Annotated in this window: 16 protein-coding genes; 7 read left to right on the top strand and 9 right to left on the bottom strand. The window is 60.6% G+C overall.

Annotation, left to right across the window (positions count from 1 at the left end; genetic code table 11):
- Positions 1-3 precede the first annotated feature (3 nt).
- From cpaB to OEG84_RS16135, 3 genes are all read right to left on the bottom strand, one after another.
- A complete protein-coding gene (gene cpaB / locus OEG84_RS16145; protein ID WP_267654700.1) occupies positions 4-813 on the bottom strand; it encodes a Flp pilus assembly protein CpaB in 810 nt (269 codons plus the stop codon).
- Positions 814-1,200: 387 nt separating this feature from the next.
- Positions 1,201-1,716 carry an A24 family peptidase gene (locus tag OEG84_RS16140; RefSeq protein ID WP_267654699.1) on the bottom strand — a complete coding sequence of 172 codons (516 nt, stop codon included), beginning with the start codon at positions 1,714-1,716 and terminating at the stop codon, positions 1,201-1,203.
- A 126-nt stretch (positions 1,717-1,842) separates the two neighbouring features.
- The gene (locus OEG84_RS16135; protein WP_267654698.1) at positions 1,843-2,016 is read right to left on the bottom strand and encodes a Flp family type IVb pilin; all 174 of its coding nucleotides are present in this window, start codon (positions 2,014-2,016) and stop codon (positions 1,843-1,845) included.
- A 418-nt stretch (positions 2,017-2,434) separates the two neighbouring features.
- Here OEG84_RS16135 and OEG84_RS16130 point away from each other — a divergent pair, with 418 nt between their 5' ends.
- From OEG84_RS16130 to OEG84_RS16120, 3 genes are all read left to right on the top strand, one after another.
- Entirely contained in the window at positions 2,435-2,848 is a 414-nt protein-coding gene (locus tag OEG84_RS16130) for a pilus assembly protein N-terminal domain-containing protein (RefSeq protein ID WP_267654697.1), read from the top strand.
- A 127-nt stretch (positions 2,849-2,975) separates the two neighbouring features.
- Positions 2,976-3,602 (top strand): TadE/TadG family type IV pilus assembly protein, encoded by a 627-nt coding sequence (locus tag OEG84_RS16125; RefSeq protein WP_267654696.1) that lies wholly within the window; start codon positions 2,976-2,978, stop codon positions 3,600-3,602.
- A gap of 53 nt (positions 3,603-3,655) precedes the next feature.
- The gene (locus OEG84_RS16120; RefSeq protein WP_267654695.1) at positions 3,656-4,228 is read left to right on the top strand and encodes a TadE/TadG family type IV pilus assembly protein; all 573 of its coding nucleotides are present in this window, start codon (positions 3,656-3,658) and stop codon (positions 4,226-4,228) included.
- Positions 4,229-4,300: 72 nt separating this feature from the next.
- Here the strand turns inward: OEG84_RS16120 and OEG84_RS16115 are convergent, their stop codons facing one another.
- The gene (locus OEG84_RS16115; protein WP_267654694.1) at positions 4,301-5,236 is read right to left on the bottom strand and encodes a phosphate/phosphite/phosphonate ABC transporter substrate-binding protein; all 936 of its coding nucleotides are present in this window, start codon (positions 5,234-5,236) and stop codon (positions 4,301-4,303) included.
- Positions 5,237-5,368: 132 nt separating this feature from the next.
- Here OEG84_RS16115 and OEG84_RS16110 point away from each other — a divergent pair, with 132 nt between their 5' ends.
- The 4 genes from OEG84_RS16110 to OEG84_RS16095 all read left to right on the top strand — a co-directional run bounded on the left by OEG84_RS16110 (position 5,369) and on the right by OEG84_RS16095 (position 9,077).
- Entirely contained in the window at positions 5,369-6,589 is a 1,221-nt protein-coding gene (locus OEG84_RS16110; protein ID WP_267654693.1) for a phosphopentomutase, read from the top strand.
- Positions 6,586-7,557: an adenosine deaminase gene (locus tag OEG84_RS16105; protein ID WP_267654692.1), complete on the top strand. Its 972-nt coding sequence runs from the start codon at positions 6,586-6,588 to the stop codon at positions 7,555-7,557. The genes OEG84_RS16110 and OEG84_RS16105 overlap by 4 nt, the downstream gene beginning before the upstream one ends.
- Positions 7,558-7,738: 181 nt before the next feature.
- Positions 7,739-8,368, top strand: coding sequence for a uracil phosphoribosyltransferase (gene upp / locus OEG84_RS16100; protein ID WP_267654691.1), 630 nt, complete (start codon positions 7,739-7,741; stop codon positions 8,366-8,368).
- Positions 8,369-8,522: 154 nt separating this feature from the next.
- A complete protein-coding gene (locus OEG84_RS16095) occupies positions 8,523-9,077 on the top strand; it encodes a TIGR02281 family clan AA aspartic protease (protein ID WP_267654689.1) in 555 nt (184 codons plus the stop codon).
- A gap of 127 nt (positions 9,078-9,204) precedes the next feature.
- Here the strand turns inward: OEG84_RS16095 and deoA are convergent, their stop codons facing one another.
- The 5 genes from deoA to OEG84_RS16070 form a co-directional block, all read right to left on the bottom strand.
- Positions 9,205-10,515, bottom strand: coding sequence for a thymidine phosphorylase (gene deoA / locus OEG84_RS16090; RefSeq protein WP_267654688.1), 1,311 nt, complete (start codon positions 10,513-10,515; stop codon positions 9,205-9,207).
- Between the two features lie 8 nt (positions 10,516-10,523).
- Positions 10,524-12,914, bottom strand: coding sequence for an aldehyde dehydrogenase family protein (locus OEG84_RS16085; RefSeq protein ID WP_267654687.1), 2,391 nt, complete (start codon positions 12,912-12,914; stop codon positions 10,524-10,526).
- 10 nt (positions 12,915-12,924) lie between these two features.
- Positions 12,925-13,836 carry a deoxyribose-phosphate aldolase gene (gene deoC, locus OEG84_RS16080; protein WP_267656217.1) on the bottom strand — a complete coding sequence of 304 codons (912 nt, stop codon included), beginning with the start codon at positions 13,834-13,836 and terminating at the stop codon, positions 12,925-12,927.
- Positions 13,837-13,946: 110 nt separating this feature from the next.
- Positions 13,947-14,744: a purine-nucleoside phosphorylase gene (locus OEG84_RS16075; RefSeq protein WP_267654686.1), complete on the bottom strand. Its 798-nt coding sequence runs from the start codon at positions 14,742-14,744 to the stop codon at positions 13,947-13,949.
- Positions 14,741-15,133, bottom strand: coding sequence for a cytidine deaminase (locus OEG84_RS16070; RefSeq protein WP_267654685.1), 393 nt, complete (start codon positions 15,131-15,133; stop codon positions 14,741-14,743). Before OEG84_RS16070 ends, OEG84_RS16075 begins: the two co-directional genes overlap by 4 nt.
- Position 15,134: the final 1 nt, after the last annotated feature.

Here is a 15,134-nt window from a genome sequence, read left to right as displayed (position 1 = left end):
GCTTTAGTTGGTGGCGCCAACTTTGGTGATGGCCCCGGAGCGGATCAGCTGGATGGCAGCTGTGCCGTCTTCGCCGCTCAAAAGATATTTCGCACCGGCTGTGTCAGATTCCTGAACATCGGCAACACTGCGCAAGGCTAGGGTCAACCGGTCAGCCATCTGCTGGGCAACCGTGATGATCTTGGTCTGTTCGGGGGTGAGTTCGAGGGTCGCCGTGGTGCCGACCGCCGTTCGGTTGCCCTCAGCATCCTGTTCAATCCGCTGGTCGATCGCCAGAATCCGGATGTTCGACAGAATGACTTCGGTCAAAAATCCTTCTTCCGCGGTCTTGCGGCGCACCATGATCACGTCGACCCGGTCGTTGGGCAGAATGAAACCACCGGCGCTGGTGGCAACCGAGATTTCCGTGGCAATGGCGCGCTTGCCGGCCGGAAGCAGCGAAGACATGATCCGCGAGGATGAATCGACAATTTTCTCGGACCGAAGCGGCTCGCCGGCAAATACTGGCAGCCGAACAATGGCGCCGGTAAGTTCGGCGACCGCTTCCGGTCGCGTATCGCGACGGACAAGTCCTTCGATCACCCCGTCTTCGGGCCAGCCTTTCCATTCCAGGTTCTCCTCGTTCAGCCGCGCGCCCACTGGCAGGCTGGCGTTGACCACCAGCACATCAATGGTCGGCATCTTCTTGATGACCGGCGTGGAGGACATTTCATTTACCTGGACCGTGGGAGAGGTCAGATTCATGGCCAGGTAACCGGCCAGTCCTGCTGCCAGGACAGCCACTGCCATGATGACGACGCGGGCGGGTTTCATGCTGCTTCCTCGAACGAGTATCGGGTACGTTGACAGCAGGATGCATTTGTAATCGTGTAATTATGGTTAATAAGCCGCAAGCAAACAGGGTTAATGCAAGATTGACGCCCGATGCTCATAGATTGCAGGGCAAATTCTGGCTTTTAGGCCGCTGCCGAACGGGGCTGTTCGGGGCGCGCAGGGGCGGAAAACCCGGAAATCTGTACGGACGCTTTCAGGCGTGGCGCTTTGTCTGCCGGGCACAATCGGCATGACCGACCAGCGCAGAGCAGCATCGGAAGCGGGCTCCGGATGGTCTCTATCCTGATGATTGGGAGGTCAGGACAGGCTGCGGATCAGATTCGCTTCAATTCCACGTCAGACCTTCAGGCAGCGACCAGCCGCAGCTCAGTTCAACTGGCTGAGCGCCTGGATGAAGATCTGTGAATTGGGAAAAGTCGCAAAAGCCGCAGCACCAATGGCCACGCCATAGGGGATGCCGGCACGATCCTGGAAGAAATGCATGGGGATTGGTACCCGCGAGACCAACAGGATATTCTGATTGGCGCGGATCATCAGCACCATCACCGCCAACAGGCCGCCAAAGACGCCAGTCATGCCAAGAAAAGCGACGAGATCGATGTTGAAGCCATACCAGAGCGCCGCGGCGCTGAGGATCTTGGCATCGCCGCCGCCCATGACATTGAAGGCAAAAAGGGCGAAGCAACCGGCAAACACCGCGATCGCCGCGGCCACAGACCATGCCAATGTAACCAGATCCATGCCGGTGAAGGGGGCGACGATGAAAAACGAGATCGCCAGAATGACCGAGACACGGTTGGGGATGGTCATGGTCAGAATGTCGGAAAACGCCGCCATCGCCAGGCAAAGCGGCAGGATGACAAAAATTGCGGCCTCAACCATCTACATGCTCCCAGGTTAGACGATCAGCCTAGCGGCGAGTCCTTAAAAAACCGCTTCCCGCGACAACGAAAAAGGCCGCCTCGAAAGGCGGCCTTTTGATCAAATGCTTTTAACAAGCAATAATTATTACTGCGAGTCGTTCATCTTGTTGGACAAGAACTGGAACTGGTTGTTCAGGGTGTTGCCGAGCGTGGAAGCGCCGGTGATGAGAGCAACCGAAATCAGTGCAGCGATCAGGCCATATTCAATAGCGGTCGCGCCGGACTCGTCTTTTACGAAACGATCAAAAAGGTTCTTCATGGGTTTGTTCCTTCATCCACTTGGGTTTTCAGCACTCCGCCAACTGCTTCGGTTGGTCGGATGAGCTGATAATAGGTGAGGGGGTTTTCAAACCACTTAATGAACAAGGTTAGCAAATGTTTTCCATGGCAAAGCAACGCTCATGGTCAACAAAAGGTTAATTCCACAGCGACCCGCCATTGCCTCATCGGCTCGATCCGGATGAAGGGCCTATAGTGACCCTGACGGCGGTTCAGCCATGGAATACCACTCTATATATAATAGGGTGGAAATGCCGGGTTCACGACCCGGTTCCCAGGTCGATCCACATCCGCACAGGTTGGTAACAAGGCATTTTCGTGCTGATCGCCTGGCCTTAAGGCTTCATTCACCATTCCGGGCGATTTTAGAAGACTATTCGCAATTCCGAGGAAACGGCATGACCTACCCTATCCCTGTTCACCGCCGGCTCTTGTTTGCAGCCTGCAGCCTGGCGCTCACCGCCGCGACCACGCTTCCGGCCGGCGCAGCTGAGGACATGATCCGGGTATTCATGGATCATGCGCGCATCCTCAAACTCGACCGGACAGTCAGCAAGGTCATCATCGGCAATGCCGGCGTGGCCGACGTCACCATCGCCGATCCGCAGACAATCGTGCTGACAGGCAAGTCCTACGGCACCACCAACCTTGTCATTCTTGATCAGGCCGGCGATGCGATTGTCGATGAACGGATTCTGGTTTCCGTCGACGAAGCCAATACGGTGCGGGTATTCAAGCAAACCGCACGCTCGGTGTATTCCTGTTCTCCTTCCTGTGAAGAACATGTCCCCACGGCCTCCAAGACCCCGTAAGACCACACGACCGATTGCTTGATGTTTCCTTAACCAGCGGGAAACCGTTTTCAATGCTTGTGTTACGAATAGTCAACTAGTTTGTCTTATTGTCGCTCTCTGACCATGGATGTCCGGGAGTCCGACGATGAAACTCGAAGAGCACAGGCGCAAGACGCAGCCCGCAAAGGGCCTGCGACGGCTTTTCTCTCGTTTTCGTCGCGACAAGGACGGCTCTGCCGCCATTGAATTCGCGATGCTGGCGCTGCCGTTCTTTCTGCTGATCTTCGCCACCATTGAAGCTTTCATCGCCTTCGCCGGTGAACAACTGCTGCAAAACGCGGTCGACACGATGGGCCGACAAATCCGCACCGGGCGGATCACCTTCAACATGGACCGCCCTACAGATCTGACCGAGAAGCAGTTCCGCACCAAGTTCTGTGGCGAAATCAGCCTGATGATCAAATGTGCAGACGAGGAAGATCCCGACGATCAGAAACTCTATCTTGACGTGCGGGAATTCGCGAAATTCTCTGATCTGCCCAACTATATCCCGCGGACCAGTAGTGCCCAGTTTTCCGATCTCGATTCATCCAGCTTCGATTATGACCCTGGCGGCCCCGGCACGATCAACATCGTGAGAGCCTATTATCGTTGGGAAGTCATAACCGATCTGGTTCGCCCTTTCATCACCAATATCCGTAAGGACGGCGAGATGCCGCGCGATTACCTGATGGTGGCAACTGCGGCGTTCCGCAACGAGAAATACCCGTGAGCGACACCCCCGTATTGAAGATGCAAGGTTCTCAACCGCAAGGAACAGCAACCATGACAGGCGTGCTAATTGGACTACGACGCATCGTCCGGAAACTGCGCGGCAACCGGGATGGCGTTGGCGCGGTGGAATTTGCGCTGATCGCGCCGGTGCTGATTGTGCTTTACATGGGATCTCTGGAAGTTTCGGTTGCGCTTTCGGTCAACAAGAAGCTTGCCCGCGCCGCCAGCACCGTGGCCGACCTGATCACCCAGGAAGATTCGGTCAACAAAGCCAAACTGGCGTCGATGGACAACGTCGCACAAAGCGTCATGACACCATTCCGGTCCGATGGAATGGTCTTGAAAGTCACCGGCATTGCCATCAACGACGCCGGTATCGCCAAGGTGGCGTGGTCGTGGAAGAACGACAACACCACGCCCTATACGGCCAATTCCACACAGACACTGCCAACCAACCTGGCGATTCCCAACACATTCCTGGTCCGCACCGAGCTCGAGTTCGATTACGACATGATGATGTTTCTGCCTGACACCAAGGGCCTGGACTATCGTACCGTGAACATGAAGAAGACCTACCACCTGCGCCAGCGCATCGGCACGACCCTCACCTGCGACGGCTGCTGACAGGGCAGATAGGGCGGAACGAACTTCGTTTCGACTGCCTTTCCGAGCCTCCACAGGTGTAGTCGGGGCCGGTCAGCGGGCCTGAACTTCGGGATCAGATGACGCCTCGACCAGCCCCGCAACATTGCGATAGTCCTGCGGATCGGGGGTGACGTAGCCGCCGGCGAAAAATGGCTCGAAAATATCCAGCAATCCCGGCGCCGACGCAGGCATTTCATCGAGAAATGCCCCCAGTGCCTCGACCAGATCATCGGGCAGAGACCGGTGCACCACATGCGGGCCATAGGGGACGCGTTGAGACGACCAGAGCACCCGCAGCGGATCCGCCGTTTGCATCAGATCGTGGTTCCAGCCGCCAAACAACCGTCCGGTATCGGATCCGGCTGCGCCCGGAACATCCGGCAACCAGCCAAAGAACCCATCCACTTTGCCTGACCGGTACAGGTCGATAACCGCGGCAACGCTGCCAGCACGGAGCAGTTGCGGCCGATCAAGGCTGCCCGCGTCCATCGCCTGGCTTGGTATCCGCCATCCCGACACGGAATCGGCGCGCGAATAGGCCACCTTCAGCGCGCTGATCGGTTTGGTAACCTTGTCGCGCACGACCAGCACCGAGCGAAAGCCGGTGGAGCCATCAGACGCAACAGGGGTGCGAAGCGCGCGAACACAACCACAGACCGCCTCGGTCGCAACAAACGAGCGGGTCGAATGGATTGCATAACCGATCCGACCACTGGCATGAGCGTCGATCAGGGCCGCATAGCTGCGCATGCGGATGATCTCGACGGGGATTCCCAGCGCTGCGGAGAATGCGTTTCTTACCGCCTCGACCTTGATCGGGTTGGCAGTTGCAGGATGGCTTTCGACGACACCGATGCGCAACACCGGAACCGATTGGCGATAATCGGCCTGCGCGGCGTTGACGGTGAACACGCAGACGGCAACGCCGGCGATGCAAAGCGCTCGAAAGCAGTGGAAAAATGAGGCCAGGCGCGGGGTGATGATCATGGTTGTTCTATATCACAGCCTTGGTTGACGCTGCGTGACATGGTGAAAATAGGGTTACCGGGCTCGATCGCGGATCACTCTTCCGGCGCACGCCGAATCCGGATAGCCTGAAGACTGATTGGAGACACCAGCATGGCCCGCGCATTCCTGTTTGTTCTAGATTCATTTGGCATCGGCGGAGCACCCGATGCAGACGCCTATGGTGACCTGGGCGCCAATACACTGGGCCATATCGCCGAGCAATGCGCAACCGGACTTGGTGACCGGGAAGGATTGCGCGCCGGCCCGCTGGCGTTGCCGCACATGCAGTCACTGGGTCTGGCCGAAGCAGCATTGGCGGCATCAGGCGATATCCCTGCGGGTTGGTCGCTGACGGCACGGCCGCGCGGGCTTTACGGCTCAGCCAGCGAAGTTTCACACGGTAAGGACACGCCCTCGGGGCATTGGGAGATCGCCGGCCAGCCGGTGATGTTTGACTGGGGTTATTTTCCCAATGACGGTGCGGCCTTCAGTGACGAGCTGGTCGCGGCAATTATTGAAGAGGGCAAGGTACCCGGAATCCTGGGAAACTGCCACGCGTCCGGCACCGAGATCATTGCCAGTCTCGGCGCCGAGCACATGCGCAGCGGCAAACCGATCTGCTATACATCCTCGGATTCGGTGTTCCAGATCGCCGCGCATGAAGAGAGCTTCGGTCTCGAGCGACTGCTTGAGCTGTGCAGGACCGTGCGACGCCTGGTAGACCCCCTCAATATCGGACGGGTGATCGCGCGGCCGTTTGTCGGCTCCCCCGAAACCGGGTTCGACCGCACCGGCAACCGCCGCGACTTCTCCGTACCGCCCCCCGGCCCGACGCTTCTCGATCAGGTCAGCGAGAGTGGCCACCAGGTGTTCGCGGTCGGCAAGATCAGCGATATCTTCGCCCATCAGGGAGTTACCGATCTGCGCAAGGCGAGCGGCAACGCGGCGCTTTTCGAAGCCACCGTCAAGGCCGCGCAGGATGCCGGCGACGGCGATCTGGTGTTTACGAATTTTGTCGATTTCGACATGCTTTACGGCCATCGCCGCGACGTGCCGGGCTATGCCGCGGCACTGGAAGCGCTGGATGGGCTGTTGCCGCGCTTTGCGAAAATGCTCAAACCCGGCGATCTGGTGCTGATGACTGCCGACCATGGCTGCGACCCGACCTGGCGGGGAACCGATCACACGCGAGAGCGGGTGCCGATCCTTGGCTTCGGACCCGGAATTGCCCCCCGCGATATCGGCGCGCGCTCGACCTATGCCGATATCGGCGCCACCGTGGCGGCCCATCTCGGCCTGCCGGCAATTGCCAGCGGAAAGAGCTTCCTGTGAGCACGACGGTGAAAAAGGCGGAGTTGCATTGCCATATCGAGGGCGCCGCACCGCCGGCATTGGTTGAAGCGCAAGCCGCCAGATACGGGGTCGATGTTTCCGGCTTCATTTCCAACGGCGCTTATGTCTGGTCGAATTTCACCGAATTTCTCACTGCCTATGACGGCGCGGCGGGGTTGTTTCGCAGCCAGGCAGACTATGCGCTGCTGGCGCGCAGCTATCTCGAGGGCATCGCCGCCCAGGGTGCAATCTACGCCGAGATCTTCGTCTCCCCCGATCATGCGGTTGCCGCGGGTCTCACGCCAGCAGCCTATTTCGACGGACTGGCCGACGGCATTGCCGCAGCCAGGAGTAGCACCGGCATCGAATGCCGGATGATCATAGTCGGGATCAGGCATCTGGGTGCTGACAAGGTCGAGGCTGCGGCGCGGATTGCGGCCAGCAGACCGCATCCCCTGATCACCGGCTTTGGCATGGCCGGCGACGAGCGCTTCGGCAAGGTCGCCGATTTCGCGCGCGCCTTCGATATTGCCCGCGATGCCGGACTGGGGATCACCATCCACGCCGGTGAATTGTGCGGCCCCGAAAGCGTCCGTGACGCACTCGATCATGTGCACCCGAGCCGGCTCGGCCACGGCGTTCGTGCCGCCGAAGACCCTGATCTGGTCAGCCGGATTGTTGACGAGGGTGTTGTTCTGGAGCTTTGTCCCGGTTCGAACCTGGCGCTCGGGCTCTATCCGGATATTTCCCACCACCCCTTCGATCAGTTGCGGCGCGCCGGCGTCAGAGTGACGCTGAATTCGGACGACCCACCCCATTTCGGCTCATCGGTGGGCCATGAATACCAGTTGGTGGCCGATGCCTGGGGGTATGACGCTGCGGATTTGACGGGCTTTACCCGGACTTCGCTAGAAGCCGCCTTTGTCGAGGAGCCGCTACGCGCAATTCTCTTGGGACAGCTTGGCTGAAACAGGTCTAACCGGTTGCCGCGCGTTGCCAATCGGTGTCTAAATCGAGATCGGTTCACGCCGCGCGCCGGGATCTTGTCCGCGGTCGCGCCGGCATAGGCAATTTCGGGGAGCGGGGCAGTCGCGCGTATCGGGTTACAGCCCGGCGATGCACCCGCTGAGAGCTTCAAGGCAGGACATCATGGACGGCGTTACGGTCATCAATCATCCGCTGGTGCAGCACAAGCTGACCATCATGCGCAAAAAGGAAACCTCGACCGCCGGATTCCGGCGACTGCTTCGCGAGATTTCTACACTGCTGTGCTACGAGGTCACCCGCGATCTCGAACTGACGATGGAGCGCATCGAAACTCCGCTGACAGAGGTCGACGCACCGGTGCTCGAAGGCAAGAAGCTGGTGTTTGCCTCGATCCTGCGTGCCGGCAACGGCCTGCTCGAAGGCATGCTGGATCTGGTTCCTTCCGCCCGTGTCGCCCATATCGGCGTCTACCGCGATCACGAGACGCTGGAAGCGATCGAATACTACTTCAAGGCGCCCGAAGACATTACCAACCGACTGGTGATCGTTGTCGATCCAATGCTCGCAACCGGCAATTCATCGATTGCTTCGGTTGAAAAGCTGAAGGAGCGCGGCGCGCAGAATATCCGTTTCCTCTGCCTTCTGGCAGCTCCAGAAGGCATCCGCAACTTCCAGGAAGCGCATCCCGACGTGCCGATCTTTACCGCATCGATCGACAGCCACCTCAACGAATTGGGTTATATCGTGCCGGGCCTCGGAGACGCTGGCGACCGGATGTACGGCACGAAGTAGGTTCCGATTTATCTGCCGGCTGACCTCTGCCGGGGTGTGTTCAGTTGTGATCTCCTTAACCAACCTCATTGTTTTTTTGAGGTAGCAGTGCAGGTTTTCACTGCCCGTTAGGCGTGCGCATGATTAGGTCGCCCGTACTATCGGGAGTCCCGGCATGATAAAAAAGCTGTTTTTAATATCCTGCGTTGTGCTCAGCATTGCCGCTTTGCCCCAATATGCGCAGAACATTTCCGAATTCGTGGCGACGGCCTCGACGCCGGAACCGGTGGCAGAAAAGCCGCTTGTTCAGACGGTTGCCAAGACCCCTTCGCGCCCGGTCGCCCATTATGCTACGGGCTATCGGGCCGCCAGCATCCAGATGGACAAAAGCGGACACTTTTCCGCTGATTTTCGCATCAATGGCCGCAATGTACGCGGTCTGATCGATACCGGTGCGACCTATGTCGCGTTCAACATGTCCGCCGCGCGCAATCTCGGCCTCAATCTGGGAACATCCGATTTCAAGCATCAGGTCAACACCGCCAACGGCAACGTCAAAGCGGCGCTGGTGGTCCTCGACCGGATGGAGGTTGGTTCCATCTCGGTTGAAAATGTCGAAGCTTTCGTGTTGGAAGACAAGGCCTTGTCCTCATTCCTGGTCGGTATGAGCTTCATGTCGAAGGTTCAATCCTACCGGGTGGTGAAGGACAAACTGGAAATGATCAACTGACGCAAACCGCATTCAAGCTGACCAATCCGAACGCTCAGGTGCATCCATACACCCAGATTTTTGCCGACCCTTTGCACATCCGAGCCCGATGCGCGCTGAGAAGGCACGTGTCGAGCTGCCGGCGCACTCAGGCCTGACGACCGAGGATGCCCGGCGTCAGTTGCGGTTTTGTTTCCGTGATTAAGATCGCCTTGTGCAAGCGCTGCCGCACGGTTTGAACCTGGCCATCGTTGCGCGCGTGAATGACTGCGATCGGCGTATCCTTCTCGATTCGTGTGCCAATCGGCAAAAGCCCGCTCAGGCCAACCGCGTGATCGACGGGATCACTCGGGCGCACACGGCCGCCGCCCAGTTCCACCACCGCGAGGCCAACGCCACGGGTGTCATAGCCCGCCACATAGCCGGCAGCCTGCGGCAGACAGTCGGCTATGACCGGAGCCTGCCCGAGATGCCGGTCCGGGTCGGCGAGAAGATCAGCCGGGCCGCCAAGTTCGGCCACCATGCGGTTGAACCGCTCCGCAGCACTGCCATCCTCGAGCGCCTTGAGCGCCTGTGCAGCGCCTTCGTCGGGATTAGGCGCCAACCCGCCTGAGACCAGCATTTCGGCCGCCAGCGCAATCGTGACTTCGAGAAGCCGTGGATCGCGCACTTTGCCGGTGAGGAATTCGATCGCATTGCGCACCTCCACCGCATTGCCGGCAGCACTTGCCAGCGGCTGGTTCATATCGGTGACCAGCGCCGTTGTCGGCATGCCTGCGCCGGTGGCGACCTCGACCAGCGAACGGGCCAGTTCGGTGGCCCGGTCTGGATTGTCCATGAATGCGCCATTGCCGCATTTGACATCAAGCACCAGCGCACCAAGCCCGGCAGCGAGTTTCTTGGAGAGGATCGAGGCGGTGATCAGCGGCACCGATTCAACCGTCGCGGTGACGTCGCGGATGCCGTAAAAGCGCTTGTCGGCCGGCGCCAGATTGCCTGTCTGGCCAATGATCGCGCAGCCGCAGGACGCCACAACCCTGCGGAACAGCGCATTGTCAGGCATCGCGGTGTAGCCGGAGATCGATTCCATCTTGTCGAGCGTGCCACCGGTGTGACCTAGGCCGCGCCCGGAAATCATCGGTACCGCCAGCCCGCAGGCTGCAGCGATCGGCGCCAGCATCAGCGAGACATTGTCGCCGACGCCGCCGGTGGAATGCTTGTCGACCACCGGGATGTCCAGTTCGGGCCAGGACAGGACCTCGCCGGAATCCCGCATCGACAGCGTCAACGCCACGGCCTCGGCCCGGCTCATGCCGTTGAAGAACACGGCCATGGCGAGCGCGGCAACCTGGCCCTCGCTGACACTGCCATCGGTCAGGCCGCGGACAAAATCCGCAATATCGGCGGGATCAAGTTCGCCGCCGTCGCGCTTGGCTCGGATGATTTCCTGGGGAAGCATGGGTCACCTCACACGCCGAACGGCGTCCATATGGTCTTGATGCGGACAGCGCGGAACAAGAACTCCTCGCCTTGCCCCTGGGTGGCGTCGAACCAGTCGCGCGCCTTGCCATTGTTGGCCCACACTGCCTTGAGGTTTCCGGCCGATTCGCGCTCGACCAGCTCGGTCCCTTCGTGGCTGCCGAAATACCAGAGCGCCGCAATATCATCATGCTTGGCCATCGTGTCGGCAAGCGTATCGCGGTCACCGGTAATGATGTTGACGACACCGCCGGGCACGTCGGAGGTATCAAGCACCTGGTAGAAATCGCAGGCCGAAAGCGGCTGGCGCGGCGAGGGCGTGACCACCACGCGGTTGCCCATGGCGATTGCCGGCATCACCAGCGAGACAAACCCGAGCAGCGGCGCTTCGTCGGGGCAGGAAATGCCCATCACGTCCCATGGTTCGTTGAGCGCCAGCGTCAGCATGCGCTTGTCCGGTGCGCGCACGGCCCCATCATATTTGTCGGCCCATGCGGCGTAATGCATGATCCGTGCCACCGAAGCCTCGACCTCGCGTTTCGCCGCGGCGGACGAAGCGCCGGTTTCAGTCAGTCGCGCGGCAAATTCTGCAGCACGCAGTTCAAGGTTCTCGGCCAGGAAATAAAGCACCTGGGCGCGGGCGTGTCCGGTCATGCCGCTCCAGCCCGAAGCCTTGTGCGCCGCATCCACGGCATTGCGGATATCCTTGCGGTTGCCCAGACCGACCTCGGCCAGATGCTGGCCGTTCTTGCCGCTGACCGGGTAGGAATAGCCTGAATCCGGCCGCGCCTGCTTGCCGCCGACATACATCTTGACCGTACGGTCGAGGCCAGCGCCGGAGCCGTCCGGTGCGGGCGTCGGCGCCGGAAGCGAATCGCTGGCGGGCAGGGATTTGGCTTTCTTCTGCCAGGATGGAAAGAGATATTCGAGCATACCCTCGCGGCCACCCTCGCGGCCAAAGCCGCTCTCCTTGTAACCGCCAAAACCGGCCGATGCATCGAACAGATTGGTCGAGTTGATCCAGACAATGCCGGATTTGAGCGTGCGGGCCGCATCAAAGGCTTCGTCGAGGTTCTGCGACCAGACCGATGCGGCCAGGCCATAGCGGGAATTGTTGGCGAGCTGGACGGCTTCGCCCGGCGTGCGGAAAGTCATCGAGGCCAGCACCGGCCCGAACACCTCTTCCTGGGCCAGGGTCGATGACGGCGCGACATCGGTAAACAGGGTCGGCGGGAAGAAGCAGCCATCGGCATTGGAAATCGTTTTCGCCCAGCTTGGCTGCCACATTGTGGCACCCTCAGCCAAGCCGGCCTCGACCTTGGCGGTGATCTCCCTGATCTGTACCGGGGCGACAACAGCGCCCATGTCCATCGACTTGTCGAGCGGATCGCCGACCCGCAATTTTTCCATGCGGGCGCGCAGCTTGTCGTGAAAACGGTCGGCGATGCCCTCCTGCACGATAGCTCGGGATCCGGCACAGCAGACTTCGCCCTGATTGAACCAGATCGCATCGACCACACCCTCGACGGCAGCGTCAATATCGGCATTGTCGAAGACGATGAAGGGCGATTTACCGCCGAGTTCCAGCGACAGCTTCTTGCCGGAGCCAGCGGTTTGCCGGCGCAGCAGACGGCCGACCTCGGTGGAGCCGGTAAAGGCGAGCTTGGCAATGCCCTCGTGACCGGCCAGGGCCGCACCGGTTCCGCCGGCGCCGTTAACGAGGTTGAACACGCCCGCCGGCAAGCCAGCCTCAGCACAGATTTCGGCAAAGGCAATGGCGCTCAGCGGCGTGTGCTCGGCCGATTTGAGGACAACTGTGCAGCCCGCGGCAAGCGCCGGCGCCACCTTCCACGAAAGCATCAGCAGCGGAAAGTTCCAGGGGATGATCTGACCGCACACGCCCGCGGCCTCGTAGCCCGGAAACACGGTGTCGCTGAGCTCGGCCCAGCCGGCATGGTGATAGAAATGCCGGGCGACCAGCGGAATGTCGATATCGCGGGTTTCGCGGATGGTCTTGCCGTTGTCGAGCGTTTCCAGAACCGCAAGAAACCGCGCGTGTTTTTGCACATGGCGTGCCAGCGCGTAGAGATGGCGCGCGCGCTGGTTGCCCGACAGCGCCTGCCATTTCTTCAGGGCCCGGTTTGCCGCGGCCACGGCCTTGTCGACATCACCCGCATCGGCGATGGCCACATCGGCAAGCTTTGCGGTGTTGGCCGGATTATGGACCTCGAAGGTCTTGCCGCCCGGCTTGGTGAATTCGCCGCCGATGAAATGGCCAAAGCCGGCCTTGTGGCTCGTCAGCCAAGCCCGCACATCCTTGTCGTCTTCCGGCGCCGGCCCGTAATCCATGGTGTCGAGAATATCCCTGATCTGGTTCATTTCGGTGTCCTCACGCCATGCCGTGGCGGTCGGCCGACGAATAACGGCCGGTCACATTATGTTCGATCTGCCGTTCGATGTCGCCCAGCAGCGAGCTGGCGCCAAAGCGGAACAGGTCGGGCTTGAGCCAATCATTGCCGAGCTCTTCCTTCATCAGGATTAGCCAGGCGATGGCGTCCTTGGTGGTGCGCATGCCGCCGGCCGGCTTGAAGCCGCAGATCTGCCCCGTCATGTCCATGTAATCGCGCACCGCCCGCACCATCGTCAGGCTGACCGGAAGCGTGGCGTTGACGGCCTCCATCCCTGTCGAGGTCTTGACGAAATCGGCACCGGCCATCATCGCCACCATCGATGCCTTGTAGACGTTGGAGAGCGTTTTCAGCTCGCCTGTGGAAAGAATGGCCTTCATGTGCGCCTCGCCGCAAGCCTCGCGCATGGCCCGCACCTCCTCATAAAGCGCCAGCCAGTTGCCGGTAAGCACATGGCGGCGGGAGATGACGATATCAATCTCGGCAGCGCCCTCGCCGACCGCATAGGTGATTTCCGCCAACCGCTGCGGCATCGGCGTCAGACCGGCAGGAAAACCGGTCGCCACCGAGGCCACCGGAACGCCCGAGCCTTCCAGCGCCTTGACGGCAGTTGCCACCATCATCGGGTAGACGCAAACGGCGCCGGTGGTCAGGTGATAATCCTCCAACCCCAGCGCCTTGACCAGATCGGCACGCAGCGGGTTGCGGGCCTTGGCGCAGAGCCGTTCGACCTTGCCGGGCGTGTCGTCGCCGGCTAGCGTCGTCAAATCAATGCACTCGATCGCCCGTATCAGCCAGGCGGCCTGCCAGGCCTTCTTGACCGTGCGCCGGGTGGTCAGCGTGGCAACGCGGCGTTCCGTGGCCGAAAGGTTTACGGCCATGTTCTCGAACATGGCGGGAAGAAACTCGGTGCCCGCATTGCGCTTGTGCGTCGGGGCAACCGAGACCAGCTGCGACCCGGTGGTCTCGCGATCCGCGGTTTCTGTCTTTGCGGTCTTGACTTTCATGCCATGTCTCCGATGGCGCGGGTGAGGATCGTGGCCAGCCGGTTGCCGCCCACGGGCGCCATGTTCTTGGTTTCCTGGTGGCTCAGCTCGCCGCCGGTCATTCCAGCACCGAAATTGGTGATCACTGAGGCAGCGGCGACATTCATGCCCAAAAAGCGGGCGAGGATGACTTCCGGCACCGTCGACATGCCGACTGCATCGGCGCCAAGGGTTCGGGCCATGCGAATTTCCGCCGGCGTTTCGAAGCTGGGGCCTGAAAACCACATGTAGACGCCCTCATGCATCGGCGTTCCGGTGGCGGCGGCGGCCACCTTCAGCCGCGCCCCGAGATCGGCGTCATAGGCGCTGGTCATGCCGACGAAGCGGCGGTCGCTGGGCTCGCCGAACAACGGGTTGGTGCCGGAAAAATTGATGTGATCGGTGATCCGCATCACCGAACCCGGCGGGATGTCTTCTCGCAGCGAGCCCGCCGCATTGGTCAGGATCAGACTGGTGACGCCGATGCCCTGAAGCGCCTCAAGCGGCGCGCGCATGGCATCGGCCCTGCCGTGCTCATAATAGTGCACCCGTCCCGACAGCATGATAACTGGCGTGCCGCCGATATGGCCTGCCACCACCTCGCCGGCATGGCCGGAAACTCCGCTTTCAGGAAAGCCGGGTAGTTCCCCATAGGGAATGCGCACCGGATCGGTGACGGTCTCGACCAGAGAACCGAGCCCGGAGCCGAGCACAATGGCATGACGCGGCATCAGCCCGCGTAGCCGGTCAGTCAAAACATCAATGACGGTACTCATCCGATTACCTCGGTCGCAAAAGCGAAGGGAAGCAGTTCATCCATCCGCACGGTTTTCTTGACGCCCTCGGCGTCGCACAGATGCACCAGTGTATCGGCATCGGAAAATTCCGCCAAACGCTGACGGCAACCGCCGCAGGGCGAGCACAGATCGAGCTTTTCGGCGAACACCGCAACCTCGCGAATATGTTTCGCGCCAGCCATGACCATATGGCCGATGGCGGTGGTTTCGGCGCACCAGCCTTCGGGGAAGGAAACCACCTCGATATTGGCACCGGCATAGATCCGGCCATCATCGGCGCGAATGGCCGCACCGACCGGGAATTGCGAATAGGGCGCGTGGCATTTGGCCATCGCCTCGCGCGCGGCCTCGAACAGATCGCGGGCCATG

This window comes from Hoeflea algicola, assembly GCF_026619415.1.
Classification (GTDB): Bacteria; Pseudomonadota; Alphaproteobacteria; order Rhizobiales; family Rhizobiaceae; genus Hoeflea; species Hoeflea algicola.
The sequence above is the reverse complement of the archived record's forward strand: the minus strand, read 5'-3'. Positions and strand labels throughout refer to the sequence as shown.

What these genes read in the sequence shown, in the direction of transcription:
- deoA (WP_267654688.1), bottom strand. Translation starts at nt 10,515, where the DNA reads ATGCTTCCCCAGGAAATCATCCGAGCCAAGCGCGACGGCGGCGAACTT.
- OEG84_RS16135 (WP_267654698.1), bottom strand. Translation starts at nt 2,016, where the DNA reads ATGAAGAACCTTTTTGATCGTTTCGTAAAAGACGAGTCCGGCGCGACC.
- OEG84_RS16115 (WP_267654694.1), bottom strand. Translation starts at nt 5,236, where the DNA reads ATGATCATCACCCCGCGCCTGGCCTCATTTTTCCACTGCTTTCGAGCG.
- OEG84_RS16110 (WP_267654693.1), top strand. Translation starts at nt 5,369, where the DNA reads ATGGCCCGCGCATTCCTGTTTGTTCTAGATTCATTTGGCATCGGCGGA.
- OEG84_RS16125 (WP_267654696.1), top strand. Translation starts at nt 2,976, where the DNA reads ATGAAACTCGAAGAGCACAGGCGCAAGACGCAGCCCGCAAAGGGCCTG.
- OEG84_RS16075 (WP_267654686.1), bottom strand. Translation starts at nt 14,744, where the DNA reads ATGAGTACCGTCATTGATGTTTTGACTGACCGGCTACGCGGGCTGATG.
- OEG84_RS16095 (WP_267654689.1), top strand. Translation starts at nt 8,523, where the DNA reads ATGATAAAAAAGCTGTTTTTAATATCCTGCGTTGTGCTCAGCATTGCC.
- OEG84_RS16085 (WP_267654687.1), bottom strand. Translation starts at nt 12,914, where the DNA reads ATGAACCAGATCAGGGATATTCTCGACACCATGGATTACGGGCCGGCG.
- cpaB (WP_267654700.1), bottom strand. Translation starts at nt 813, where the DNA reads ATGAAACCCGCCCGCGTCGTCATCATGGCAGTGGCTGTCCTGGCAGCA.
- deoC (WP_267656217.1), bottom strand. Translation starts at nt 13,836, where the DNA reads ATGTTCGAGAACATGGCCGTAAACCTTTCGGCCACGGAACGCCGCGTT.
- OEG84_RS16140 (WP_267654699.1), bottom strand. Translation starts at nt 1,716, where the DNA reads ATGGTTGAGGCCGCAATTTTTGTCATCCTGCCGCTTTGCCTGGCGATG.
- OEG84_RS16120 (WP_267654695.1), top strand. Translation starts at nt 3,656, where the DNA reads ATGACAGGCGTGCTAATTGGACTACGACGCATCGTCCGGAAACTGCGC.
- upp (WP_267654691.1), top strand. Translation starts at nt 7,739, where the DNA reads ATGGACGGCGTTACGGTCATCAATCATCCGCTGGTGCAGCACAAGCTG.
- OEG84_RS16070 (WP_267654685.1), bottom strand. Translation starts at nt 15,133, where the DNA reads ATGGCCCGCGATCTGTTCGAGGCCGCGCGCGAGGCGATGGCCAAATGC.
- OEG84_RS16130 (WP_267654697.1), top strand. Translation starts at nt 2,435, where the DNA reads ATGACCTACCCTATCCCTGTTCACCGCCGGCTCTTGTTTGCAGCCTGC.